Origin of the sequence: Streptomyces sp. NPDC059785 (assembly GCF_042732375.1) — a bacterium.
In the GTDB taxonomy this organism is placed as follows: domain Bacteria; phylum Actinomycetota; class Actinomycetes; order Streptomycetales; family Streptomycetaceae; genus Streptomyces.
The window spans coordinates 1-23,420 of sequence record NZ_JBHWHV010000098.1; the positions used below are offsets into that span (position 1 = coordinate 1).

The window sequence follows — 23,420 nt, forward strand, 5'->3', positions numbered from 1 at the left end:
CTCCAACGCCGACCACTGCGCTTCCGTCAGATCCCCACGAGCCATGGCAAGTGATCATGACACGACCCTGATCATCTTTGAAAACAGACCCTAGGTGGTCAGCAGTCTGTACGGTGCCTGCCCGGTCAAGCGGTCACCGCTGCACGGCCCGCTGCGTCGATGAACAGCTCTCGACGCAGCGGGCGCGCTGGACCTGAAGCCGCATCGGGCGAGCAGGCCGCATCGAGAGCAGCCGCCGCCCGCAGGCTCGGCCCGCCCGTCCCGGGCGGCCATGTCCCGTAGCCCGATACTGATCCACGTGAAGGAGCGGACAACATGCGCAAGTTCGCGATCGCCGGCCTCATGGCCGCCGTGAGCACGGCAAGCCTCGCCGTCGCCACCCCCGCCGGCGCGGCGCCCACCAGCGTCTACGTGAGCACGACAGGAAGCGATTCGGCCTCCGGCACGAAGAGCCATCCAGTACGCACCATCGGGGAGGCGTTGAAGCGCGTCAGGAACAACGTGAACCTGACCTCGGTGCGGATCTTCGGCGGCACCTATCGGCCCCGGGCGAGCTTCTCGCTGGGCAAGGCGTACAAGCAGAAGTCGATCACCTTTACGCGGGTGGGCGGCAGCACCGCGCCGGTGATCAAGGGGACCAGCGGAGCAAGACATCTCGGCTACTTCCTCAAGGTCGCAGCCGACGGGCCGCGCATCCACATGAAGAGGCTGATCATCCAGTACTACCGGACCGGCGGCGTGCTGTTGAAGAACGACCGGAACACGTTCACCGGAACTCAGTTCAGTTTCATCGGCAACGCCTACGCCGGCACCGGAGACGGGTACGCCGGGATCCACATGAACGCAGGCTCGTCGTACAACATCGTCGACAACGTCTCCTTCCTCTACCTGAGGAACGTCGCCGGCGAATGCCCAGGCTGCATGCACGGCGTCTACATGGCCGAACGAAGCCACCACAACACCGTGAAGAACAGCACCTTCCAGGGCATAACCGGTGACCCGGTGCGTCTGCGGCGCGGCAGCAGCGACAACCTCATCGACCACAACCAGTTCCGCCGGTCAGGAACGAAGGCCATGGTCTCGTACTGGGTGCAGTCCTCGGACGGGAGCTTCGCCTGTGGCGTCCGGAACGCGGTCACGAACAACACGTACAGCACCATGTTCGACCAGACGAAACCCGGCATCGTCGTCACGAGCGGCGCAGACGAAGACATGACCTCTTGCCCCGCCGCGATCCCCACGGAGACCGGGAACACAAAGGCCTGACCTGGAGGAGCCGCGCCGCCGGACGCGGACGACGGGCGGTCATGGGAACCACCCCCGCCCGTCCTTCCGCTGCGGCGACCGCCCGGCGTCGGCACACCGCCGGTGGTCGCCCTCGGGCTCACCGTGGTGTCGTGACGCCGGTCGGCGGCTCCTCGGTGTCCGGGGTGTCGGCGGGTTCCGCGGCGTCCATGTGGAACTCGGGCGGTTCCCGGCGCAGACCCCGGGTGAGGACGCACAGGTACACGACTCCGAGGGCGAGCCAGACGACGCCGAGCAGTACGGCGGTGTGGTTGAGCCTGGTGAGCAGGTACACGTCGGCTGCGGCGCCGAGGACCGGCAGGACGACGTGGGTGAGGACCCGTCGCGTCGTGCCGCTCCTGCGGTGCCTGCGCCATGCCGCGATCACGCAGACGTTGACCAGGGTGAAGGCCAGGAAGGCGCCGAAGTTGATGAACGAGGTGGCCGTGTCCAGGGACAGCCGGGTGGCGAGCAGTCCGATGACGGCGATGACCAGCAGATTGAACAAAGGGGTGCGCAGCCGCGGGTGCAGCCGGCCGAAGGCGCGGCGCGGCAGCACCCCGTCACGGCCCATGACGTACATCAGCCGGCTGGTGCTGGCCTGGATGGCGACACAGGAGGCCATGCCCCCGATGAGCGTGATGGCGTTGATGACGTTCGCGAAGCCCGTACCGCCGGCGAGGACGGCGACCTCGTAACCCGCGGTCGACTCGTCGTCGAAGACGGCCCCGGGATGCACCCACTGCAACAGCAAGGAGATCACGAAGAAGACGCCGCCGCCGACGAGGACGGTGAGCAGGATGCCGCGGGGGACGGTGCGCCGCGCGTCGCGCACCTCCTCGCTGAGGGTGCTGATGGCGTCGAAGCCGAGGAAGGAGTACGCGGCGATCGCCGCGGCGGCGGTGACGGTGCTCAGTGAGGCGGCAGGGTTCCACAGGGCGTGTGTGCCGTCCGCCGTGGGCGCGCCGCCGATGGTGTGGACGCAGACGACGACGAGCGCCAGCAGTCCCAGTGCCGTCAGACCGAGCAGGACCTTGTTGACGCGGTCGGCGATGACGATGCCCAGGGCGTTGACGAGCGTGGTGACGGCGATGACGGCGACCAGCCAGCCCCAGGTCGGCAGGGCGGGGAACTGCACATGGAGGTAGAGGGCCTGGATCAGCCAGGCCACCATGGGCAGGAAGAGGTAGTCGAGCAGTAGGGCCCATCCGGCGAGGAAACCGATGCGCGAGCCGAGCAGCCTGCGCGCGTAGGTGTAGACGGAGCCGGAGGCGGGGTGGTCGCGGGCGAGCTTGCCGTAGCTCAGCGCCGTCAGGGTCATGGCCAGCGTCGCCACGAGGTAGGCGGTGGGGGCCACGCCGCCCGAGGTGCCGGCGATGACGCCGAAGGTGGAGACCACGATGGCCGGGGCCATGTAGGACAGGCCGAAGACGACGATCGACAGCAGGCCGAGCCGGGGGACGAGTCTGCCGGAGGCCTCGGGGGCCTCGGGGGCTGGAGTCATGCCGTTTCCGCCGTTTCGTGGGAGGGGTGCCGAAGGCCGCCGGTGCCCCAGGTCGCGGGGTCGATCCTGCCGGAGTAGAGGGGGAGCTCGACCGGGGCGTCGCCGGGCCCGAACTGTTCCCAGGGCCGGTTGAGGCCGGCCGTGCCGTAGCGGCGGACCCGGTCGGTCTCGCCGAGGTCGATGACGTCGGTGAGGACGCAGTCCTCGGCGCTCGGGGCCTGCGTACGGACACGGCCCTCGGGGTCCACCAGAAGGCTGCGTCCCAGGCCGGTGGGGGCGGCGGCGTTGACGCTCGCGACGAACACCTGGTTGGTGATGGCGTTGGCGCGGGCCAGCACGACCTCCTGCTCCCGGTCGCTCGTGGGTGTCTGCACGAGGTTGACGATGAGCTGCGCCCCCAGGTGGGCGAGGTTGCGCGAGATCTCCGGGAACCACGCGTCGTAGCAGATCGACATGCCGACACGGCCGTACTCGCCCATGTCGAGGACGACGAACTCGTTGCCGGGTGCCGTCGTCTCGTAGGGGCGCCACGGGCAGATCTTTCGGTAGGCGGTGACGCGCCGTCCGGCGGGGGAGTAGACCGGGGCGGTGTTGTGGATCCGGCCGTCGCCGCCGCGCTCGTAGACGGTGCCGGGCATCAGCCAGACGCCGAGGTCCCCGGCGAGTTCGGCGAGCCGCCGGTCGCGGGGCCCGTCCAGCGGTTCGGCGAGCTCCTCGGGGGTGGCCGCCGCGCCGCCGGGACCGGTCGCGGGCTCGGGCGTGGCGAGGTGGAGTTCGGGGTGGACGAAGAGGCGTACGGCGGGCCGCTGCCGGGCCAGCCGTTCCAGTCCAAAGGCGAAGGAGTCGAGGTCGTCCGAGGGGTGCGCGGGCGTCTGGACGAGCGCGAGGGGGAGGGGTGAGGCCATGCGGAACTGCCTTCCGTGATTTGTTAAACGAAATTTGATTAACAAACCGGCCGGGTGTCAAGAGCCGATCCGCCCCATGAGAGGATGAGCGTATGGCGCGCCCCCGCAACCAAGCCGCCCGCCGCGCTCACCTCGTGCAGGCCGCGGCACAGACGGTCCTCGACCGGGGCGTGACCAACGCCCGTCTGCGGGACATCGCCGACCGGGCGGGCCTGACCCCCGCGTCGGTCCTGTACTACTACCCGGACATCAACGACCTGCTGGTCGCCGTGTACGAGCAGGGCACGGAGACGTACGTGCTGCGCCGCCAGGCGGCCGTCGAGGCCCGCACCGACGCCTGGGAAAAGCTCCGTGCGTGCGTTGCCTCGGGCATCCCGTTCTCCGGCGAGGCCGAGACGACCAGCCGCCTGCTGTACGAGCTGCTGCCCGTGGCCTTCCGCAGCGAGGCGGCCGGCGTGCGGCAACGGGCCTTCGTCGCCCGGCAGACAGGTCTGTACCGGCAGGTGCTGGACGAGGGCGCCGCCTCCGGCGCGTTCCGCCTCGTCGCTCCCTCCGGCTTCCTCGCCCGCGGCTTCGTCGCGCTGGAGGACGGTTACGGCATCGACGTCCTCTCCGGAGCGGCCACCGCCGAACAGGTCCAGGAACACCTGCTGCACCACGCCCGGCTGGTCACCGGGACGTCCGCGACCCACGTCATCGAGGCCGGGACGCCCGACGTGCACCGGTGACACCGCGCGGCGGACGAAGGAGTGGCAGCGCTCGGCCCGCCCGGCGCCGGTGTGCCCGCCATGACCGAGCATGCGCCGGTACGCGTCGCGGTCGCCGGAGGTGTCGTCGTGGGTGGCGGGCAGGCCGACGGCTGCGGCAGCCCCGACGTCAACTGCCCCGTTTGACAACAGCGCCGGCAAGGCCCTCGAGGACCTCCAGGGCGTCCTGCGCGCTCCCGTCGTCAGCGATCACGCCCCACCGCCCCAGCCCACCCGGCGGGCGCTGCTGGTCCACCGGGCGGGACTGGTGCGAGGGCGCCGGTCCACCCCGTGATTCATGGACGGTGATCCACGGTGCAGACCGGCCGGGCCGGGTCTCGCCCCGCCTGCGCACCGCGGACGATCACCGATCCGGTGCGGCTCCGGGCGATGCCGGCCGACGTACGCCGAAGCGGGAGCGTGGTGTGCCGCCGGTACATCGACCCCCGCGCCATAGGAGTGGCCGTGCCGCTGCGCGGTCCGTGGAACACACTGATCGCGGCGGTTTTGGTGGTCGTGCCCAACGATGACAACGCGCGCATGCACATCCCCGCCTTGCAGGCCGCCGCGCGTGGGAGTTGGTGTTCCGGGGGGGGCATTCTGTCCGTCCTGCACACCAGGATCGCCCGGTGTAAGGGCGAGTGATCGTGCCAGGAAGTGGCCTGCTCGGTGCCTCGGAACGCATGTGGGACGGGCGGGCCTGGGCAACTCACATCCGGGATTTGAGCACGTCGACCTCGCAGCCCGGTGCGAACGGGTCGAAGCCGTGCTCGGTCAGCCAGCGAACTGCCAGCAGGCTTCGCAGCGACCACCATGCGTGGATCACATCGAGGTCGATGTCGGTGCCGTAGCCGCTGATGACGTCGTCGAGGTGCTCTTCATGTCCGAGTGTGAAGGTGGCGAGGTCGTACAGGGCGTCGCCCTGGCCCGCCTCGGACCAGTCGATGATGCCCGTGACCTCGTCGCCGTCGACGAAGACGTGCGCGATCTGCAGGTCGCCGTGGGTGAACGCGGGAGCCCACGGCCGGAGCGCGGCCTGGGCCACCTGGCGGTTGCGGATGACCAGGTCGGCGGGCAGGAGGCCGTTCGTGACGAGCGACTGGCACTCGGCGTCGAGTTCCGCCGCCAGCGCGGCGATGCTCCGGCCGGCTCGGCCCGGCCGGGGCGGCAGCGGCGCGTCGTGCAGCTTCCGGATGGCGGCGCCCGCCGCGGCCCACGCGGCCGGTGCCCCGGTGGACGGTCCGCCGAGGCGCCCGAGCGTCGTCCCCGACAGCGCGGCGATCGCGAGCACGGGCGGCTTGCGCCACAGGACTGTCGGTGTCGGGACCGGCGCGAGGGACATCGCCTCGACCTCAGCGTCGATGCGCGTCTGATCGGCGTCCACCTTCAAGAACACGTCGCCGACGCGCAGGGTCGCGCGCTCGGAATGGGCGACGACGACTTCGACCTCATCCATGGGCGACCAGTATTCCCGGGGCGATCGCCGACGTCGCCGGATTTATCCGGTGCGATTACGCGGCTGACCGCATCCCGAGACCTGGCGGTCGCGTGGGCGACACCGACTCCTGACAAGGTCGAGTAACGATCGCCCCAACAGGCCTCGCAGCATGTTTTTCTGACGGGGACGGCAGGGCCACCAGGACGGTGTGTTGCCCTCTCGCAGGTCGCCGCGATGGGACTTGCCGGACGGACCCGCGCGGTGTTCGTCGGTGACATGCTGCACAACCCGGTGCAGATCACCGAGCCGGACGCCAACAGCTGCTTCTGCGAGGACCCCGCCGGTGCCCGCGCCACCCGCCGCAAGGTGCTGGGCTGGGCGGCCGACAACAACGCGCTCCTGATCCCCGCGCACCTGGGTGGTCACGGTGCCGCCGAAATCGTGCGTAACGGCAACACGTTCGACATCAAGGGCTGGGCGCCCTTCGCCCCGTACTCCGCGCAGGGCTGACGCCCCCGGAAAGGCGTCGCTGTGAACCACGAACCCTTTCCGCGCGCCGGCCGCATGCTGGTGGGCGCGGATCGAGGTGGAATCAACCGAGACGTCCCAGTCGATCCCGCCGGCGGCATCGGCCTGGGCCTGCACCTGCTGGAGTAGCCGTTCCCAGGTTCCGTCGGCCGGCCGGCGCCGGTGGCGCTCGTAGACGGTCTTCCACGGCCCGTAGCGTTCAGGCAGGTCACGCCACTGCACCCCGGTCCGCACCCGGTGCAGGATGCCGTTGACCACCTGGCGGTGATCGCGCCACCGCCCGCAGCGGTTGTTGCCCGCGGGCAGGAGCGGCTCCAGACGTCGCCATTCCGCCTCTGTCAGGTCCCCGCGACCAGTCACGCAAGAGCCAACGAACCAAGAGGCGACATTGGTACGGTCAGCATCTGCGATGCCACCACGCCAACTCCCGGTCTACCGTCGGCTCGTGGTGCGTTCGTCCGAGGAGCACCGCGTCCAGGCGCTCGACCTGCACCCGAAGTTCGCTCGCGGCCCTTGGCGGAAGCATGAACAGGGCATCTTGCAGCTTGTCCCGGGCCCAGCCCTCGCCGCAGCAGAGGCAGGTGAACTCCGCCTCCCATTGTCTCCACCGCCGCCTCGTGCCGTGGACGCGCACGGACCACACGCTCAGCGCCACTGCCACGATGCCCGGAGACAATCGCTCCCGTTCAAGCACACGGACAGCGGCATTCGCCGCTCCGGACAGACCTGGGACATCGCGATACCGCACCCAGGGTTTACCCCAGCCGCGTTGCCGCGGCCGAAGTGAAGCTGGTGCTCTACGAGGCACGGCCCCTTCGGATGCAAGTCATGGGCGGCATCCTCCCACAACCCAAGATCGGCCGGACAGGACCCAGGAGCCTCGGAGGGGCCGGTGAGGGTTCCGAGCTGGATGGCATGGTGGCGCAGGTCCTCGGCGATGGCCGGGAGTTCGGCGGCGGCGCCGCGCCCGAGCCGCTTCAGCTCGTGCGTGGTGAAGATCACCGCTGGTGCGGGACGGCCTTGTTGATGGTGCGGGCGAAGTTCATCGCCTTGCCGAACTCCGGCCGCACCTCGATTCGGGTGCTGATCCTCTCTGCGAAGACCGGTCACAGCCCGCCTCTTGAAGGGCGTAGAGCTGGCTCTTGAGCCTTGCTGAGCTGTGCTGCAACGGGCGTAGCCCACCCGTGCGGGCTTCGTCGCGGCCTCCGGGGCGGCGGCGCCGGAGCAACCCGTCCCGGCTTCGCCGGCCGCCGTACCCGCGGCCGTCCCGTCCGGCGGTGAGTATGCCGGACCTACGGGTCAGCTCGCCCCGCCCTGGCCCGCGCTGCCCATCGGGCCGACCGTGACGGAGGAGCCGGTGCCGTCGGTGACGGGCAGGGTGGCGGCGCCCGGCCAGGCCAGGGTGACCGACTTCGTCTCGTTCGGCGGGGTCACCACGAGGCCGGTGATGCGGACGCCGGAGCCGCCCGAGTCGTTGAGCGGGTAGGCGATGGTGAAGGACACCGACTCACCGGACTTGAGGATCACGGGGTCGGACGCCTGGCCACTGCGCTCGGCGGACAGGTTTCCCTCGCTGGTCTTCAGGTCGACGCCCGCGTACCCCGACAGGGCGCAGTCGTGGCCGCCGCCGTTCTTGAACGTGACCGCGGCCGAGCCTTCGTCGTCACCGGTGATGGTGGTGTCCGACGCGGTGATGTTCAGATCGTCGGTACGACACTTGTCGGCCTCCGCGTCGGTGCCGGAGCCGCTCGCGGTGGAGTCCGTCCCCCCTGCCTGCTTCGAACCCGCGGAGGCCGAGGCGCTGTCCGAGGCAGATCCGGAGGAGGCGGACACCCCGTCGCTCTGTGCGGTGCCGTCGTCGCCATTGCAGGCGGTGAGCGAGAGACCGGCAGCGACGGCCAGGGCGGCGAAGGTGAGCTTGCGAACGCGCATGGTTGTTTCCTCAGTCTCGGTGGTTTCTGTCGGCCGCCCGTTCCGCGTTGTCACGAGCGCGCCTTTTTCTGCCCCTCAAGAGATGTCCGCCCCACGAGTCGTTCCGCACAACCACTCCTGTGGACAATGCTGTTACACACAGCCCGGTACGCCGCACAACGTCAGTACGGGTAGGCGGTCGTCTCTCGCACCTCGCGGTGCCTCCCGCTCGGCGCCGTCCGGACCGGACTTTCGGGGCCCGCAACCGGCGTGCCCCGGCGGACCGGACCGGCCCGACGGCGAAGGGGACGCTCGTTCCGGCCCGGTCCGTACCTTCCGTGAACATCACCGGCTGGGACGGATCCGTGACCAGGTGGACACCGTTTCGAGAAGACCCGCGACCCGAGTGGAACCGGAGCAGGACGCCGCGTACAAGCTGGGCCAGGGACCGCGCGGAGGCTGTCCGCCGGCTCCGCTCGACCTGCGTGACAGGTTCGAACAGGTCGACCGTGCTCGAGCCGCCTCTGGCGTGGCCGAGCTGAAGAGCGTTTGGGCGCAACGTGGTGTGCGATTGGTGCTGGGTCGTGTGACTGTCGAGGCGGACACCGAGCGCCCCTGGAAGCTTGCTATCGGCCCGCAGCCCCACAGGAAGCCGCGAGACGTCGAGCCCGTCACTTGGGCCGCTGTGGTACGACCACGAAAATCACCCGTAACGAGTGAGGCGGCCAGCTCTGCAACAGCGCAGTGTGGCTCAGGGTGAGAGCACGGAAGAACGAAGAAGGGAGCATGCAGATGCACCTCGCTTACGACTACCCGATGCTGGGCGCCTTCTGGACCATCCTGTGGTTCTTCTTGTGGATCATGTGGATCTTCCTGCTCTTCAAAGTCATCGTGGACGTCTTCCGTGACGACTCCCTGAGCGGCTGGGGCAAAACCGGCTGGGCCGTCTTCCTGATCGTGCTGCCCTATCTCGGCGTCTTCGTGTACCTGCTCGCTCGTGGCAAGGGCATGGGCCGCCGCGACATGGAGCACACGAGGCAGCAGCGCAACGCGTTCGACGCCTACGTGAAGGAAACAGCGGGCAGCAACCGGCCCAGCAGCGCCGACGAACTCGCCAAGCTCTCCGAGCTGCGGACCCGCGGCGACATTACGCAGCAGGAGTTCGAGAGGGCGAAGGCGCTGGTGCTGAACGACAGCGGGCGGACGAGCCGTACGACCTCAGCCACCTCGTCCGGCCTTCAATGAACGGCGACATGACACTCGGCGAGACACCGGCCTCTCGGGCCGCTGCGCGCCACCACCTGAGGAAGCCCACCGCTGCATCGCGACCGCTGAGCACGCGGGGTGAGCCCGCACTGAGCGGATGACGGTTCAGCACTACAGCACCAGAGAGGGGTTCAGCCATGGCCGCTGCATCCGAGACGCCGGTACTCGACACGATCGCCGCGATGACGATCGATTCCGTTGAGCGCTGTCACATGGACGAGCGCACGCTCATCGTCGTTCGCCTTGCCGCGCTTGTCGCGATGGACGCATCGGCGATCTCCTACCTGGCTCACGTCGATCCTGCGATCAAGGCCGACTTCACGGTGGGACAGTTGCAGGACCTTCTCGTCGCCGTCGCTCCCGTCGTGGGGACGGCACGTGTGATGTCTGCGGCCGGCCATATTGCCCAGGCATTCGATGTGGCACTCGCACTGGCTGAGAGCGAAGCCGAAGCCATGGCTCAAGCCGAAGCCGACCGCCGCAAGTCCTCCTAGCGGATGACGAAGGGGCGGCGTGGGAGCGGTGGACGTGCCGGGCTGCCTCGGCCTACGCGCCGGCCCTGCGCGCGCGGGACGGGCCGGCGCGTACGGGGCCGCGGGTGCCGGCGGTCGTCGCGGTCGCCCGGCAGTTGCAGGTGAGTGCGGACAACGTCCGCAGAGCGGCGGCGGTGGCCTGTGCCATCGCCGCCCTCAGATGGAGCGCGCGGTGCGCCCCGGACCTTCCCGGTCACGCTGGCGCGGACCGTTTCGATAGTGCGATGGTTCAGGCCTTTCGGCGGGTGCCCTGGTTGTCGCAGGGCAGGTCGGCAGCGGTGCTGTGGGCGAGGAAGTCGCGGGTGGCCTGGCGTTGGACTTCGGTGACGGCGGTGGGCTGGACGTCGATGATGCCGCCGAAGGGTCTGTCGACGTCGCGGATGATGCACAAGGTGGTGGTCAGCAGCGCGGTGATGAGAACGAGGGTGGCCAGCTGGCCCCGGTTGTTGCGGCGGGGGATGCAGACGCCCAGGGCGATCACCGTGGCCGCGAGGGTGGCGAGAAGGAACCAGAGAACGGCGCTGGGGATGCTGGCGGTGGCCTGGGTCAGGCGCTCCTCGCGTTCGTCGGAGCGTTTGTTGTCGGCGGCGACCAGCATCCCGAAGACGGGCTTGCCTTCCAGTTCACGAAAGGTGTGGCGGAAGCCGGTGGACCACACGCTGGGTGCGGACGAGCCGTTGCCGTCGGCCATCGCGGGCCACTCCTTGGCGCGTACGGCGCGGGCGTAGCAGACAGCGTCGGCCTGGATCTCGGCCTTCTGCGCCTTGGGCGCGTACTCGGCCGCCTCCACGAGCTGGTCCAGGGCGCGGGCCTCGCCGCGGGCGGCGACCTCGGCTTTGCCGTAGGAGCTGTTGGCGGTGGCCAGGATGAAGGCCAGCAGCAGCACGGTCAGAGTCAGCAGCGGACCGAGGAGGTCCTTGACGGCCATACCGGCGTCGTCGTCCTCGGTGAGCAGGAGGGGACGAAGGAAACGGTTGGCAGCCAGCCCGGCGAGCAGTGCCAGGATCACGACGACGATGACAAGGATCACGAACGTACACCTTCAACGGCGGGAGGGCGTGGCGCTGGGAACATGCCCTGATCCCTTCCTGGCCGCCCGCGCCTCCAGAACAGCAGAACGCTCGCTCGCCCTCCTACGGGGGACCGGCCTTGCGCCAGAAAGCGGCCAGGAACGTCTCCGACACCAGCGGCGCGACCACTGGGCCGGTCGGTGACGGCGTGATCGGCTTCCTTGCTGAGCTTATGTTCCTGGCCGGGGTGGGCGCTCAGGAAGGCTGCGCGCCATACCACGGTGACAGGCTGGGTCTGCTGCTTGACGCGCAGCTACTTGGCCGTCTCCTTGACGTCATACGGCGAGCTCTTTCGCCAGATCGAGCACCACCTGCGTGTGCTCACTGTCGGGTGCGTACTTGAGCAGCGGGATTTCGCCGTCTGCGGCTTCCTGGCCGCGGTCTTCGCAGCCGGGCTCGGTGACGTCACCCGCTTCCCGTCCGCCAAGCACCTGCGTTCCTGGGCCGGGCCCACCCCGCGTCGTCACGAGTCGGACCTGTAGGTGATCCGCGCGCACGTCACCAAGCAGGGCTTCAACCCGGTGCGCCGGACCGCCGTCGAGGCGCTCCGGCACGCACGCCTTCCGTGCGTACCGACAGCTTCGCCACAGTGGCGAACATGGAATCGTAGGGCCGGTCGTCGCTGTCCTGCATGACGTCGAGCCCCGAGTAGCCGAGCGGCCGGTGCGGTGCGCCGGCCGCGACCCAGCAGATACCGGCCCCGGTGTTCTCGTTCCCGATGGCGGCTACCGGCGCCGCGTCGGCGGGCACCCTGGCCGGTCGCGGGAATCGCTTTGCATCCAAGGACGGGACCGGCGTCGTACTGCCGCCCGTGGTTCCACCGGCGCCTTCGGCCGCGGACGCCAGGGCCGAGCCGAGCGGGGAAGGGGCGAGCCAGGCCGGCTTCAGCCCGAGCACTTCGCGGGCACCGGCCGGCCGGCGGAGTTCGACCCAGCGGCCGGCGTGCGCCTTGGGCTCCTCGACGCCCATCATGTGCAACATCACGCGATCGGCCTTCACGAACAGCGCCGCGCCCGCGACCGACATGATCTGCGCGTCATGGCCGTCGGCGGTCAGGGTGCCGAACACGTCGCCGCTGCTCATGGCGCGCAGGTCGGCGGTGACGTCAGTCGACGCAGTGGCGCCCTGCGAACCCTCCGGGATCCAGTCGTCGTGCCGCCACGACCCCGACCAGTGCAGGACCTTGGCCCGCTCCACTGCCGCGCCGACCTTCATCAGGGACGACGTCGGCGGACGGTCCGAGCCTGCGTCCGGGCTCCGCCCTGAGCAGGAGAGCAGCAGCGCACCGATGACCATGAGGGCACCTGAGAACCGGGGCGACCGTGCGTCATGCCTCTCACCCCGGTGCCGACGGTTGATCTCCAGCTTGGTGCCAGCAACGTCCATGTGGCCGCTCCCCCGTAATCTCCGGCCCGTCCCACCACCTCAACACGTCCAACTCACGGAGTGCGTGAGAGGGGAGGCAGGCTGTGGTCGGTCCTCACAGCACCGAAACGCTGACGCTTGCTTGGTGAAACGCCGTGAGGGAGGTGCAGGGTTACGCGCCCGTCGCCGTCAAAGTCTTCCCTGATCGAGTGATGGCGCCGCGCTTCACGCGACACCGTCCAGCTGCGAACCCTCCGTTCGTGCGGTTTAGTTCTGAGGAAAGCGGACGGGGCGGCCGTCGCCCGATAACCCTGGGGCATGAATCTCCGCGCTCTCGCTCGTACCCTGTCCGTCACGGCGATCTCAGCCGCCCTCTGCCTCAGCCTCGCCGGTTCGGCGAGCGCCAACGTCGTCTCCACCCAGAACGGCTTCGAAGGCGCCACCGAGCAGGCCGCCTGGACCCGGGCCGTCAGCGGTGACGCCCAGGCGTTCACCTTCGGCACCACCGATGCCCACGGCGGAGGCGTCATCGGCCTCCTGAGCGCCTACCACGGCACGGCCTCGTGGTCGATCAGGCTTCCCGCCTATCCGGACATGACCAGTTGCGCCGCCCAGGTCTGGGTCAGGCACAACAACCTCGGCCGCGGAACCGGCACTTACCGCATCGAGGTCTTCGACGACCAGGCCGTCTACTACGACCAGGTGATCACGCCGGGAACCGACTGGACCGTCTACCCGACCATGGACATGTACCCCGCGTCAGGCAACCACTTCACCAGCGCGCTGATCATGCGCATCAGCATCGACGTGCCGGACTCCCCGGCCGCCTCCGGTGTCGACATCGACGACTTCGCGGCGGTGTGCCAGGGCTTCTAGAGTCCGTCCTCGCAGATCGCCGCATGGCGGATCGTGGGCTGAGTTCTACGCCGCAACGGCTGATCCAGATCGACTGGGGCGGTGCGGGTGGCGGTCGGGTTCGAGGCCGCGCTCGCGCCCGCCCGCCGGATCAGGGCCGCCGGCCGGGCCGTCGGCCAACGGTCCCTTCCCCTCATCCGGTGATCGGTACGGCGTGACCGGTGACGCGCACCCGGGCGTCGTGCGGGTCGACCTCGACGGTCAGGTCGCTGGGCCGTCCCATGTCCTCGCCCTGGCGGATGCTGATCACACTCGGGGCGGTCACCAGGCCGAGCGTACGCAGATAGCCGCCGAACGCGGCGGCTGCCGCCCCGGTGGCCGCGTCCTCGACGACGCCGCCGACCGGGAACGGGTCACGCGCGTGGAATCGGTCGCCGCTCTCGCGCCAGACCAGATGCACCGTCGTCCAGCCGTGGACCCGCATGACAGCGGCGAGGGCCTCGAAGTCGTAGTCGAGGTCGGCCAGTCGGGCGCGGGAGCCGGCGGCGAGCACCAGGTGTTCGTTCCCGGCGAAGGCGACGTGCGGCGGCAGCGCCGGGTCGAGGTCGGTCCTTGTCCACCCCAGGGCCGTGAGCGTGGTGTCCACCTCGGCGGTACGTGCCGGACGGGACCGGGTGGGGACGCTGGTGAGCGTCGCCCGCACAGCACCGTGGCCGTCGGTCGCGGTCATCATCAGGATCTCGCCGGCGAGTGTGTCGAAGGCCAGCTCACCGGGGCCGATGCGTTCGGCGAGCGCCACCGCGGCGGCGACGGTGGCGTGCCCGCAGAAGGCGACCTCGGCGAGAGGGCTGAAGTACCGCAGCGCGAACCGCCGCCGCCGCTCGTCCCGGGAGGTGACGAACGCGGTCTCGGAGTACCCGACCTCGGCGGCGATCGCCCGCATCTGCTGCTCGTCGAGTGACGCGGCGTCCAGCACGACGCCGGCCCGGTTCCCGCCGTCCGGGTGAGAGGTGAACGCCGTGTAGCGCAGGACATTGGGAGCGGTTGAAGAAGTCATGCGGCCATACTCCCGCCCTGGCCGTATCAACGCCAACGATGATTATGCATAAGATCGATCGAGGTCTTGAATGGCTTGCTAGGGTCCGCTCATGGATACCCGGCTGCTGCAGACCTTCACCGCACTTGCCAGGACGGGAAGCTTCACCGCTGCCGCCGCTGAACTGCACCTGGCGCAGTCCACGGTCACCGTGCAGATCAAAGCTCTCGAAAAGGCGCTGGGCACCCGGCTCTTCGACCGCCTGGCCAGAGGCGCGCTGCTCACCGGGGCCGGAGCACAGTTGCTCACCCTGGCCGAAGACGTACTGGAGGCCGAGTCACGGCTGCTCGCGGCGGCCACCGAGGACGGCCCGCTCACCGGATCGGTGATGGTGGGCGCGGCCGAAACCCTGTGCTCGGCCCATCTGCCGAGTGTGATCGCCGTGCTGCGCGACGACCACCCGGACCTGGAAGTGCACCTGCAGCCGTGCAGCACCACCACCGCCGTCGAAGGACTGCGGGCAGGGAAACTGGACTGCGCCCTCCTGCTGGAGGAGCAGGTCGGCTACCCCGACATCACGGTCGAGCACATCGCCGACCAGCCCCTGGTCCTGCTGTGCGCTCCCGGCCATCGCCTCGCCCGCCGTGAACAGCCGGCCACCTGGCAGGAACTGGCACAGGAGGACTTCTTCCTCCATGAGCAGGGCTGCTCCTACAGCGACCGGCTCGCTCAGCGCTTGGAGTCCGTCGCCGGTGCCCGGCCCCGGCTGACGCGGTTCGGCAGCATCGAGGCAACCCGGTCCTGTGTCGCGGCAGGCCTCGGTCTGACCGCCCTGCCCCACGCCAACGTGGTCGAATCCCTGCGCGACGGCCGCCTCACGGCAGTGCCCGGACCCGCTCTTCCCGATGTCTCCGTCCACCTGGCGCGCCACCGCCGTCGCCAGCCCACCCGCGCGGCGGACACGGTGGCAGCGCAGGTCATACGCCACTTCCGCAGGTGACGAAGCGTAACGACTGTCCCGTCTTCGCCAGCCACCATGCGTAGTGCGGTTGCCCTGGTAGTGCGAAGGGGGACTGCCAAGTGAGTGGATCGTCCAAGAAGCTCGCAGGTGTTGACCACCGTCATCGCGGCCACTGGGTGCGGCTGGAGCTGATCAGGGCAGCTTGGTGGCCTGGGTAACGTGGCGCACCTTGTAGTAGTCGGCGATGCAGGAGGCGGGCCACTTCGCGCGCCCGCCGTGGCGGAACGGCTCGGTCATCTTGCTGAGCGGCAGCCGTTCGTAGGGCAGGGTTCGGGCGCCCGCCGCGGCCTGACCGCGCATCCAGTGATTCTGGCGATCCCAGTCGTGCGCACGCGTGGCCATCCGGGGCTCGAGGTCCGCCAGCGACGCGGCGAGGGCGACGCAGACGAGGGCGTACGCCACCACGGCTCCGGCGGTCAGGACCGGCCGGGTCCGCCGGACGCGGCTGCGCAGGGCGCAGGTGGCGAGGGCGCCGACGTACACGAGGAGCAGGAGGTAGAGCAGCAGGTAATCGTTCCACAGCCGCGTCGACGACACCACATGCGCCCCGAACACCGGATAGGTGATGACCGTGCACACGTAGCCGGATACGAGCAGGGCGCAGAGGGCGGCGCCCGCCACCAGCCCGCCCTTCTTCCCGGGAGCGGGCCGGTCCAGGGGACCGCGGGTGAGCAGCCCCAGGATCACGCCCGCCGCGACGGCCCCCAGGTACTGCCAGGTCGTGAGAAGGGCGGCCGCGATCTGACCGAATCCGTGCAAGGAGGCGAGGAGCGAGTCGGGGGTGAACATCGTCGAGGCGTGCTTCCTCTCCCGCCGGTGCTGCGCGCCCGGTGATGTGTAGAGGATCAGGATGCCGGTCGCGAGGCTCGCGACCCCGGCGGCGCAGCACGCCCGCAGGAACCGGCGGCGCGCTCGCGGGAAGACGCGGCCGCTGATCAGCAGTGCGCCCGCCAGGACGGCCGAGGCGACGACGCTGGTCTCTTCGGAGAGGAGGCCCAGGGACAGCCCGGTGATGACGACACCGAGCAGCGCGAGGGTCTTCCCTCGCCGTGATGTCGCCCGGAGTACGGGGACGGCCGCCGCGCAGGCGAACACCGGGGGAAGGGTGTGGGAGACGGAGGCGGCCGGCCAGTAGAACGTCTTGTAGGTGTTGGGCGAGCCGAAGAGGAACAGGGCCGTCGTCATGGAGGCCGCCGCCAGCGGAACACCTCGCGGGGCCCTGAGACGCGCGGCGGACAGGACGGCGGCGGTGAAGGCCCACAGGAGTGCGAGCATCAGCACGCCACTGACCGGTGCGAACCATTGCTGGCCCGCGACGCCGAACCGGGCATAGATCCAGACGAGCACGGCGTTGACGATGCGTCCGTTGTCGTGGAGGTAGAACTTCCCCACCATCGCGGACAGTCCGCCGTCGCGGACCACCGGCAGGAAGCACCAGTCGTCGCCGCCGGGACGTACCCACCGGGCGTTCCAAGCCGCGAAGGCGAGCACGGCGAGCGGCAGGAGCGAGAGCAGTCCTGCCCCCGACAGCGTGCGCCACCACGGCTTCCGCCCGTCCGGAGCGTCTCCGGTGCGCTGGTCCCGAACATCTCCGGGGTGCTGATTCGGAACAGCGGATCCCTGCGCCTGTGCCACAGACCGTCTCCTTTCCTGTCAGAGTCAAGAGAAGAATCCCGCCGCGATGACAGTATTTTCGATTTGCCGGCGATCGGCGCCCCGATCTCAGGCCGATCTGCCGAGGGCGCGACGACGGTTGCTTCCTCATGGTTGCACTGGCTTGGTCGTGCTGTTCGGTGAGCTGGCTGAAATCGCACCGGCCACACCTTTTCCTTGCCGTGGTCTTAAGGAGATGCGTCATGGTGGCGGTAGCAGAGAGGAAGGCTGCACTCACACCTGCTGAGGTCGCGAATGGAAGAGTGTCAGATCTCGGTCGTCGTACCGTGTTTCAACGAGGAGGAGGTGATCAATACCTTCCACTGTGCGCTGACGTCGGTCCTTGACGAGACGCGGCGGTCCTTCGAGATCTGTTACGTCGACGACGGCAGTCGCGACACGACCCGCGCGCGGCTCCGTTCCCTCGCCGCCGCGGATCAGCGTGTCCGATACACGTCACTCAGCCGGAACTTCGGCAAGGAAGCCGCCATGCTCGCGGGTCTGCGCATGTCACGCGGCGATGCCGTGGTGCTCATGGACGCCGACCTTCAGCACCCGCCGGGCCTTCTGCACCGCATGCTGGAGCTCGGGCGACACGGCTACGACCAGGTGGTCGCTCGCCGGGACCGCTCCGGCGAAGGCATCCTGCGCAGAACACTCAGTTCGGCGTACTACCGCACGATCGGCCGTTGCATGGACGTCGATGTCGTCGACGGCGAGGGCGACTTCAGGCTGCTGTCGCGCCGGGCCGTCGACGCGGTCCTCGCCCTGCCGGAAGCCAACCGGTTCTCCAAGGGAATCTTCTCCTGGATCGGTTTCGACACCGTCAGCTTCACGTATCGCAACGTCGGCCGCGCCGCAGGGCAATCGAAATGGGGTGGCCGACGCCTCCTCAATTACGGGATCGACGGCCTTATATCCTTCAACAGCCGCCCCTTGCGCCTGGTCATCTATGCCGGACTCGCCCTGTCATTCGCGGCATTCGCGTACGCTCTGTGGATCGTCGCGGAAGTCGTCCTGCACGGGGTGGAGGTGCCAGGATTCGCCACGCTGCTGACCGCCGTCGTGGCTCTGAGCGGAATTCAGCTCGCTACGCTCGGCGTCATCGGAGAATACGTCGGCCGCATCTACAGTGAGACGAAGCGCCGTCCGCTCTACGTGGTGCGCGAGACGGACAGAAACTCTCAGACATTTCATCCCGTCCCCGTTGCCGCGGGCCCCGGTCCTCCGCTCGCCACTGAGCCGAACGGGCGGCCGGAAACGTCGCGTTCCAGGTCCACCGGGCGCCGTACCCTGCGACAGTTCCTCACCTTCGCGTTGATCGGAGTCATCAACACCGCCGTCTATCTGGCCGTGTACGCCATGCTCAACCGGTGGATCCCGTACCTGGCCGCTCACGTCTTCGGTTTCGCGGTCAGCATCGTCGGTTCATTCCTGCTGAACACCTACGTCACCTGCCGGACAAAGCCGACGTGGCGAGCGTTCTTCCGTTTTCCGCTGTCGAGTCTGGTCAACCTGGTGTTCAGCGGCACCCTTCTCTTCCTCGGCGTGCACTCCTTGGGGATGGGGAAGAACATCGCGGCCCTGGCCGCAGGCGTCCTCGCCACACCCCTCTCCTTCCTGATCGCCCGATGGGCCATCGACTCCGGCACCACGCACTCCCGCCACCGGAGCACCGGCCGGACACCGGTGCCCGACAGCCCTGAGCCCCGGCAGCGTGTCGCGAAGAAGCAGACGAAGGTGCGCGCCCACGGTGATTGACCCTGCGAAGCACGGGGCGACGGACACCGCGGAGCGGGGCACGCCGTGCGCGACGACCCGTCGACAGGTGCTCGCGGGCGGCCTCGGCGCGCTCGCCGCCGCCATGGTCGTCGGGTGCGACAACAGTGAGCGCCGCAGTGTCCCGGTGCCGCCGGTCCGCGCCGTGAAGGTCTTGGCCGTTCGCGCCTCGTGGACGCGGTAATGGCATACATCGCAGGCCACCATCTCCTTGCGGCGTCGATTGAGCATGACGCGCGCCCGATCGGACGGCGGCCGTCCGGCATGAGCGAGGTCGGCCAGAGCCCGGATGCGAGACCGGGGCCGTGGCCGTTCCGTGCAGCACCCCATCGGAGGCTCCCTCACCAGGGCCGCCGTCACGGACCGACCACAGCCGGGAACATCGTGGTCCGGTCCGCCCGGCCCGGACGCCTACGACGGGGAAAGCACTGTACGCGCCTCGCGGGCCACCGTCGGCGGTACGGGCGACCGCTCAGCCGGCCCCCGTGCGCTTGTCGAAGCCCGGCGTCCCGGCCGGAAGCGTCTCCTCGTGGCCCGAGTACCGCGGCAGCCAGAGGCCGGGCAGCCCGGCCGGCGTCACCATCACGGCCGCGATCCGTCCCATCCCGCCGTGCAGCAGCAGCGGTGCCGCGACCGCCGAACCCACCGGGGCGGTGCCCTGCATCAGATGGCGCAGCGCGGCGAAGGCCCGGCCGTGCATCACGGGCGGGATGCGACGCATCCGCAGCGACTGGGCCGGCACCGTCATCGGCGCGCTGAGCAGGCCCACGCAGAAGTACCCGATCCCGACCACCACGGGCTGGGACACGGCCAGGACACAGTGCCGCGCCACCTGACTGCGGCGGTTCAGGGCCAGGACGAGCGGGCCGGCCCCGACCTCCGCGACGAGCCGGCGGTGCAGATGGCGTTCGCTTACGGCGAGTTGCGCGGCGACGCCCGCCACGCCGATCTCGTCCACGGCGCCGCGCGCGATGAGCCGCAGCGCGCGGCCCACCAGGTCCCCGCGCACGCTGCCCTCACCGCGACGTCAGGTCATCGCCGACGAGGACGTGCTTCGCGGGCCCCCGCTATGGATTCGGGGAGCCCTTCAGGCTCCTCGTTGCCGCGCAGTTCCTCCACCGCGGTCCGGGCGGCGGCTCCGATGACGGCGTCGGCACGCGGGAGTCTGCTGTCGGCGCGGGCCGCCTGGGTGAACACCACGGCGGTGTACGTGCTGCCGTCGGCCAGTTCGACCACCCCGGCCTCGTGGCGCATCGAACCGAACGTCCCGGTCTTGCCCGACACGGTCACGTCGTCGTAGGGGAACCCGGAGGCGAGCCGGTGCCCCCATGGCTGCTTGCCCATGATGTCGCGCATGAACGCGCAGCTCTCGGCGGAGGCCGCCTGGTCGGTCCAGATCGCCCGGAGCAGCCGGGCCATGCCCGCAGGTGTGGCGGAAGCCTTGTACGCGGGGTCGTAGACGGCCGTCGGCAGGGTCGTGTCGTTGTCCGCGAGGTGTCTCATCGCGGCGCTCAGCGACTCGGCTCCGGTCTCCGTCACCAGCCGCTCGAAATTGGTCGCCGCTCCGCCGTGGATGTGCGTGTCCGGCACGCCGAGGCTACGGCACGCCGCTTCGACGGCCGCGGTGCCGACCCGGCGCAGTACCGCGTGGGCGGCGGTGTTGTCGGAGATGGTCATCATGAGGACGACGAGGTCGCGTAGCGACATGGAGACCTCGTCCCGGAAGAGGGAGGTGCCGGTGGGTCCGGGAATCCGGTCCGCCGCGCCGAGGGTCACCCGCTGGCGCGGATCGACGGCTCCGCTGTCCACCAGCCGGCAGAAGGTGACCATCAGCGGCACCTTGTAGACGGAGCCCACGGGGACCGGCTCGTCGGGGTCGATCGTCACGCACGCCGTCGGCCGACGCAGGTCGGCCACGTGCAGCCAGCCGCGGACGCCGGCGTCGTCGAACATGTCGCGGATCCGGCGCCGGACATCGGGCTCCCGCCTGGTTCCGCTCATGCCGCCGCCTGCAAGGACAAGGCCTCCACCAGCAGTTGCGCCGTTCGCGCGGTGCTTTCGGAGTCCGGCCGCCGGGCATCCCACACCACCCGCAGCCGAAGGGGCAGGGGCGGGTCGAGCGCCTCGACGCGCTCGACCCCGTCGGCGGTCAGCGTGCGGTCGGCCGTGACCAGTACCGCCTGGCCCGCCGCCACCAGTGCCAGCCCGGCGCGCTCGTCGGAGACCACGACGGTCTCGGTCCGGCGTCCGCGGCTGGCCAGGGCGTCCACGAACAGGTCGTACGCCGCCGGGGCCTCCGCGCGCGGACGGACCGCGACGGGCAGGCGCCCGAGAGCGTGCCGGGAGCCGGTGCCGTGGTCCGCGGGCGAGAGGATCCAGGTCGGGAAGAGCGCCACCGGGCCGGCGGCCAGGCCGTGCAGCACCGACGGATGCCGGATCACCGCGATGTCGAGCCGTCCCGCCGCGGTCTCGGACAGCAGCGTGGCGGTCGGAGCCGTCAGCACGCTGATCCGGTTCTGCCGGCCGGCACGGGTGGTCTCCGCAGCGGTGGCCGCGGCGACCCGGGCGGGCACCTCGGGGGCCAGGCCGAGTCTGAACCGACGGCCGTCGAACTGCTCGCGGGCTCCGGTCCGGCGAAGCTCGGTGAGCGCGGCCAGCGCCCGGCGGGCATGCGGCAGCAGCAGTGACCCCTCGTCGGTGAGGGTGACGCCCCGATTACGGTCGAACAGGCGCACTCCCAGCAACTCCTCCAGCCTGCGGAGCCCCTGGGACAGGGGCGGCTGTGTGATGCCCACACGCCGTGCGGCGGCGCCGAAGTGCTCCTCTTCCGCCAGCGCGACAAATATTTCCAAGTGCCGTTCGGTCAGCAATGTCTCTCCTGACGTGCAGAGATATGTGAAGTGAATCGCGGCGTGGGCGAGAGTGTATTCGACACAACCGCAGGTCGTGGCTTGACTGTGGTGACACCGGGGCGCCGCCGAACACCGCTTACACCACTACGAGAAACGGGGACACACACCCATGCAGATGACCAGAACCCGGCCCTCTCGCAGGACCCTGCTCACTTTCGGTGCCGGTACGGCCCTGGCCGCCCTGACCACCACGCGCGGCAAGGCGTACGCCGCCGCACCCGGTGACGGCCTCTCCGGCCGGCTACGGGCGCTGGAGAAGGAGTACGCCGCCAGGCTGGGGGTCTTCGCGTTCGACACCGCCACCGGGAGGTCGGTGTCGTACCGCGCCGACGAACGGTTCCCGATGTGCTCGGTGTTCAAGGGACTGGCCGCCGGGGCGGTACTGCGGGATCTGGACAGCGAGGGCGAGTTCCTGGCCAAGCGCCTCCACTACACCGCCGAGTACGCCGAGGCATCGGGTTACGCTCCCGTCACCGGCGAGCCGGAGAACATCGCGAACGGCATGACCGTCGCCCAACTGTGCTCCGCCGCCGTCTCCCACAGCGACAACGCCGCGGCCAATCTCCTGCTCCGCGAACTGGGCGGTCCGACGGCGATCACCCGCTTCTGCCGTTCGATCGGGGACGGGACGACCCGGCTCGACCGCTGGGAGCCCGAGCTGAACTCCGGGGAACCCTGGCGGGACACGGACACCACCAGCCCGCGCGCCATCGGCCGGACGTACGCACACCTTGTCCTCGGCCGGGTGCTCACATCCGGCGACCGTGAGAAGCTGACCGGCTGGCTGGTGGCGAACACCACCAATGGCGAACGCTTCGGGAGCGGGCTGCCCGCCGACTGGATCCTCGCGGACAAGACGGGCGGCGGGGCGGCGTACGGTATCGCCAACGACGTAGGTGTCGTCCGGCCCCCGGACCGCTCCCCTCTGGTCCTGTCCGTGCTCTCGACCAAGTACGACCCGGAAGGGCCGACGGACAACCCCCTGGTGGCCAGGACCGCCGCACTGGTGGCCGCGGAACTGACCTGACCTGACGGAGATTTGGCCCGTTGGTCCGTTGGCCGGTTGGTCCGTTGGCTGGTGTGCCCGCGCCATCCGCCGGGCCACCGGGCCGGTTCATGCGACGAAGGCGACGACGTTCCGTGGTCCGATGGTGGCCTCACCGGCAGCCCGTCGAAGTGACGACGCGTACGGAGACCCGCAGCCGTCGGCGGTGTTCGGCGAGTGTCGCCGATTGGTACTTGGCTCCGGCGGAGGCATCGAAGAGGTGCTGGGCGACGTCGGTCACGAGGTCGTGCTCGAGCCGGCTCATCGAGTCCGCGGCGAGGGCTTGTGCCGCCTGCAGGGACTCGGCGAAGGTCTGGCGGTCGGTGACCTCGACGGTGACGGCGTGGAATGCCTCGAACGCTCCGGCGAGACGCTCCTCGACGGTGTGATCGTCCCGCCCGAGTGCCTGCCAGGTCGTCGAGCGCAGGTGGTCGAGCGCAGGTCGTCGAGCAGCTGGGTCACGACCGCTCGCAAGGGGGGTGCTTCTATCTGTTCGGTCAAGGTCTGTGGGCATGGTCAGGCGGTTTGTTCGTGCCGGGGCTGGTAGGGGGTGCCGTCGCGGAGCATGG

At 69.6% G+C, this 23,420-nt stretch carries 23 protein-coding genes and 2 pseudogenes; 12 read left to right on the forward strand and 13 right to left on the reverse strand.

Going from position 1 to position 23,420, the window contains the following annotated elements:
- The first annotated feature begins 315 nt into the window (after window positions 1-315).
- The gene (locus ACFV6E_RS40790; RefSeq protein WP_385468703.1) at window positions 316-1,266 is read left to right on the forward strand and encodes a right-handed parallel beta-helix repeat-containing protein; all 951 of its coding nucleotides are present in this window, start codon (window positions 316-318) and stop codon (window positions 1,264-1,266) included.
- 118 nt (window positions 1,267-1,384) lie between these two features.
- Here ACFV6E_RS40790 and ACFV6E_RS40795 read toward each other — a convergent pair whose 3' ends face one another.
- Both ACFV6E_RS40795 and ACFV6E_RS40800 read right to left on the reverse strand, forming a co-directional pair.
- The gene (locus ACFV6E_RS40795; RefSeq protein ID WP_385169480.1) at window positions 1,385-2,788 is read right to left on the reverse strand and encodes an APC family permease; all 1,404 of its coding nucleotides are present in this window, start codon (window positions 2,786-2,788) and stop codon (window positions 1,385-1,387) included.
- A complete protein-coding gene (locus ACFV6E_RS40800) occupies window positions 2,785-3,693 on the reverse strand; it encodes a carbon-nitrogen hydrolase family protein (protein ID WP_385468706.1) in 909 nt (302 codons plus the stop codon). The genes ACFV6E_RS40795 and ACFV6E_RS40800 overlap by 4 nt, the downstream gene beginning before the upstream one ends.
- Window positions 3,694-3,785: 92 nt before the next feature.
- Between ACFV6E_RS40800 and ACFV6E_RS40805 the strand changes: the two genes are divergently transcribed.
- Window positions 3,786-4,421: a TetR/AcrR family transcriptional regulator gene (locus ACFV6E_RS40805; RefSeq protein ID WP_385169484.1), complete on the forward strand. Its 636-nt coding sequence runs from the start codon at window positions 3,786-3,788 to the stop codon at window positions 4,419-4,421.
- Window positions 4,422-5,148: 727 nt separating this feature from the next.
- Here the strand turns inward: ACFV6E_RS40805 and ACFV6E_RS40810 are convergent.
- Entirely contained in the window at window positions 5,149-5,895 is a 747-nt protein-coding gene (locus tag ACFV6E_RS40810; RefSeq protein ID WP_385468709.1) for an aminoglycoside phosphotransferase family protein, read from the reverse strand.
- 225 nt (window positions 5,896-6,120) lie between these two features.
- Here ACFV6E_RS40810 and ACFV6E_RS40815 point away from each other — a divergent pair.
- A pseudogene (locus ACFV6E_RS40815) lies at window positions 6,121-6,387 on the forward strand (MBL fold metallo-hydrolase); the annotation flags it as partial.
- A gap of 36 nt (window positions 6,388-6,423) precedes the next feature.
- Here ACFV6E_RS40815 and ACFV6E_RS40820 read toward each other — a convergent pair.
- Window positions 6,424-6,765 (reverse strand): annotated as a pseudogene (locus ACFV6E_RS40820) (IS5 family transposase); the annotation flags it as partial.
- 468 nt (window positions 6,766-7,233) lie between these two features.
- Here ACFV6E_RS40820 and ACFV6E_RS40825 point away from each other — a divergent pair.
- Entirely contained in the window at window positions 7,234-7,551 is a 318-nt protein-coding gene (locus ACFV6E_RS40825) for a hypothetical protein (RefSeq protein ID WP_385468712.1), read from the forward strand.
- A 153-nt stretch (window positions 7,552-7,704) separates the two neighbouring features.
- Here the strand turns inward: ACFV6E_RS40825 and ACFV6E_RS40830 are convergent, their stop codons facing one another.
- Complete coding sequence (locus ACFV6E_RS40830) at window positions 7,705-8,337, reverse strand: DUF4232 domain-containing protein (RefSeq protein ID WP_385468715.1); 633 nt, start codon at window positions 8,335-8,337, stop codon at window positions 7,705-7,707.
- Between the two features lie 771 nt (window positions 8,338-9,108).
- On the opposite strand from ACFV6E_RS40830, the gene ACFV6E_RS40835 reads away from it, so the two are divergent.
- Window positions 9,109-9,561 carry an SHOCT domain-containing protein gene (locus tag ACFV6E_RS40835; protein ID WP_385468750.1) on the forward strand — a complete coding sequence of 151 codons (453 nt, stop codon included), beginning with the start codon at window positions 9,109-9,111 and terminating at the stop codon, window positions 9,559-9,561.
- Between the two features lie 158 nt (window positions 9,562-9,719).
- Window positions 9,720-10,076 carry a carboxymuconolactone decarboxylase gene (locus ACFV6E_RS40840; protein ID WP_385468718.1) on the forward strand — a complete coding sequence of 119 codons (357 nt, stop codon included), beginning with the start codon at window positions 9,720-9,722 and terminating at the stop codon, window positions 10,074-10,076.
- A 268-nt stretch (window positions 10,077-10,344) separates the two neighbouring features.
- On the opposite strand, the gene ACFV6E_RS40845 is transcribed toward ACFV6E_RS40840, so the two are convergent.
- Window positions 10,345-11,145 carry a hypothetical protein gene (locus tag ACFV6E_RS40845; protein ID WP_385169495.1) on the reverse strand — a complete coding sequence of 267 codons (801 nt, stop codon included), beginning with the start codon at window positions 11,143-11,145 and terminating at the stop codon, window positions 10,345-10,347.
- A 357-nt stretch (window positions 11,146-11,502) separates the two neighbouring features.
- Between ACFV6E_RS40845 and ACFV6E_RS40850 the strand changes: the two genes are divergently transcribed.
- Window positions 11,503-11,667 (forward strand): transposase, encoded by a 165-nt coding sequence (locus ACFV6E_RS40850; RefSeq protein ID WP_385468721.1) that lies wholly within the window; start codon window positions 11,503-11,505, stop codon window positions 11,665-11,667.
- A gap of 31 nt (window positions 11,668-11,698) precedes the next feature.
- Here ACFV6E_RS40850 and ACFV6E_RS40855 read toward each other — a convergent pair whose 3' ends face one another.
- Window positions 11,699-12,400 carry a hypothetical protein gene (locus tag ACFV6E_RS40855; RefSeq protein ID WP_385169499.1) on the reverse strand — a complete coding sequence of 234 codons (702 nt, stop codon included), beginning with the start codon at window positions 12,398-12,400 and terminating at the stop codon, window positions 11,699-11,701.
- A gap of 468 nt (window positions 12,401-12,868) precedes the next feature.
- Here ACFV6E_RS40855 and ACFV6E_RS40860 point away from each other — a divergent pair, with 468 nt between their 5' ends.
- Window positions 12,869-13,426 carry a hypothetical protein gene (locus tag ACFV6E_RS40860; protein WP_385176488.1) on the forward strand — a complete coding sequence of 186 codons (558 nt, stop codon included), beginning with the start codon at window positions 12,869-12,871 and terminating at the stop codon, window positions 13,424-13,426.
- A gap of 172 nt (window positions 13,427-13,598) precedes the next feature.
- Here ACFV6E_RS40860 and ACFV6E_RS40865 read toward each other — a convergent pair whose 3' ends face one another.
- Window positions 13,599-14,462 (reverse strand): PhzF family phenazine biosynthesis isomerase, encoded by an 864-nt coding sequence (locus ACFV6E_RS40865; RefSeq protein ID WP_385468724.1) that lies wholly within the window; start codon window positions 14,460-14,462, stop codon window positions 13,599-13,601.
- A 91-nt stretch (window positions 14,463-14,553) separates the two neighbouring features.
- On the opposite strand from ACFV6E_RS40865, the gene ACFV6E_RS40870 reads away from it, so the two are divergent.
- Entirely contained in the window at window positions 14,554-15,441 is an 888-nt protein-coding gene (locus tag ACFV6E_RS40870; RefSeq protein WP_385468726.1) for a LysR family transcriptional regulator, read from the forward strand.
- A gap of 153 nt (window positions 15,442-15,594) precedes the next feature.
- On the opposite strand, the gene ACFV6E_RS40875 is transcribed toward ACFV6E_RS40870, so the two are convergent.
- Window positions 15,595-17,097, reverse strand: coding sequence for a DUF6056 family protein (locus ACFV6E_RS40875; protein ID WP_385468729.1), 1,503 nt, complete (start codon window positions 17,095-17,097; stop codon window positions 15,595-15,597).
- A gap of 273 nt (window positions 17,098-17,370) precedes the next feature.
- Here ACFV6E_RS40875 and ACFV6E_RS40880 point away from each other — a divergent pair, with 273 nt between their 5' ends.
- Together ACFV6E_RS40880 and ACFV6E_RS40885 are read left to right on the forward strand one after the other, a co-directional pair.
- Window positions 17,371-18,876, forward strand: a complete 1,506-nt coding sequence (locus ACFV6E_RS40880; RefSeq protein ID WP_385176498.1) for a glycosyltransferase — start codon at window positions 17,371-17,373, stop codon at window positions 18,874-18,876.
- Window positions 18,869-19,078, forward strand: a complete 210-nt coding sequence (locus ACFV6E_RS40885; RefSeq protein WP_385468732.1) for a hypothetical protein — start codon at window positions 18,869-18,871, stop codon at window positions 19,076-19,078. Before ACFV6E_RS40880 ends, ACFV6E_RS40885 begins: the two co-directional genes overlap by 8 nt.
- 288 nt (window positions 19,079-19,366) lie before the next feature.
- Here the strand turns inward: ACFV6E_RS40885 and ACFV6E_RS40890 are convergent, their stop codons facing one another.
- Genes ACFV6E_RS40890 through ACFV6E_RS40900 form a run of 3 tightly spaced genes read right to left on the reverse strand, consistent with a single transcriptional unit; the run spans window position 19,367 to window position 21,746 of the window.
- Window positions 19,367-19,903 (reverse strand): hypothetical protein, encoded by a 537-nt coding sequence (locus ACFV6E_RS40890; RefSeq protein WP_385468735.1) that lies wholly within the window; start codon window positions 19,901-19,903, stop codon window positions 19,367-19,369.
- A 23-nt stretch (window positions 19,904-19,926) separates the two neighbouring features.
- Window positions 19,927-20,895: a serine hydrolase gene (locus ACFV6E_RS40895; protein ID WP_385468738.1), complete on the reverse strand. Its 969-nt coding sequence runs from the start codon at window positions 20,893-20,895 to the stop codon at window positions 19,927-19,929.
- On the reverse strand, window positions 20,892-21,746 hold the full coding sequence (locus tag ACFV6E_RS40900; RefSeq protein ID WP_385468741.1) for a LysR family transcriptional regulator: 855 nt from the start codon (window positions 21,744-21,746) through the stop codon (window positions 20,892-20,894). The genes ACFV6E_RS40895 and ACFV6E_RS40900 overlap by 4 nt, the downstream gene beginning before the upstream one ends.
- A gap of 169 nt (window positions 21,747-21,915) precedes the next feature.
- Here ACFV6E_RS40900 and bla point away from each other — a divergent pair, with 169 nt between their 5' ends.
- The gene (gene bla, locus ACFV6E_RS40905; protein WP_385468744.1) at window positions 21,916-22,833 is read left to right on the forward strand and encodes a class A beta-lactamase; all 918 of its coding nucleotides are present in this window, start codon (window positions 21,916-21,918) and stop codon (window positions 22,831-22,833) included.
- Window positions 22,834-22,963: 130 nt separating this feature from the next.
- Here bla and ACFV6E_RS40910 read toward each other — a convergent pair whose 3' ends face one another.
- Window positions 22,964-23,365 carry a hypothetical protein gene (locus ACFV6E_RS40910; protein WP_385468747.1) on the reverse strand — a complete coding sequence of 134 codons (402 nt, stop codon included), beginning with the start codon at window positions 23,363-23,365 and terminating at the stop codon, window positions 22,964-22,966.
- Between the last annotated feature and the right edge of the window lie 55 nt (window positions 23,366-23,420).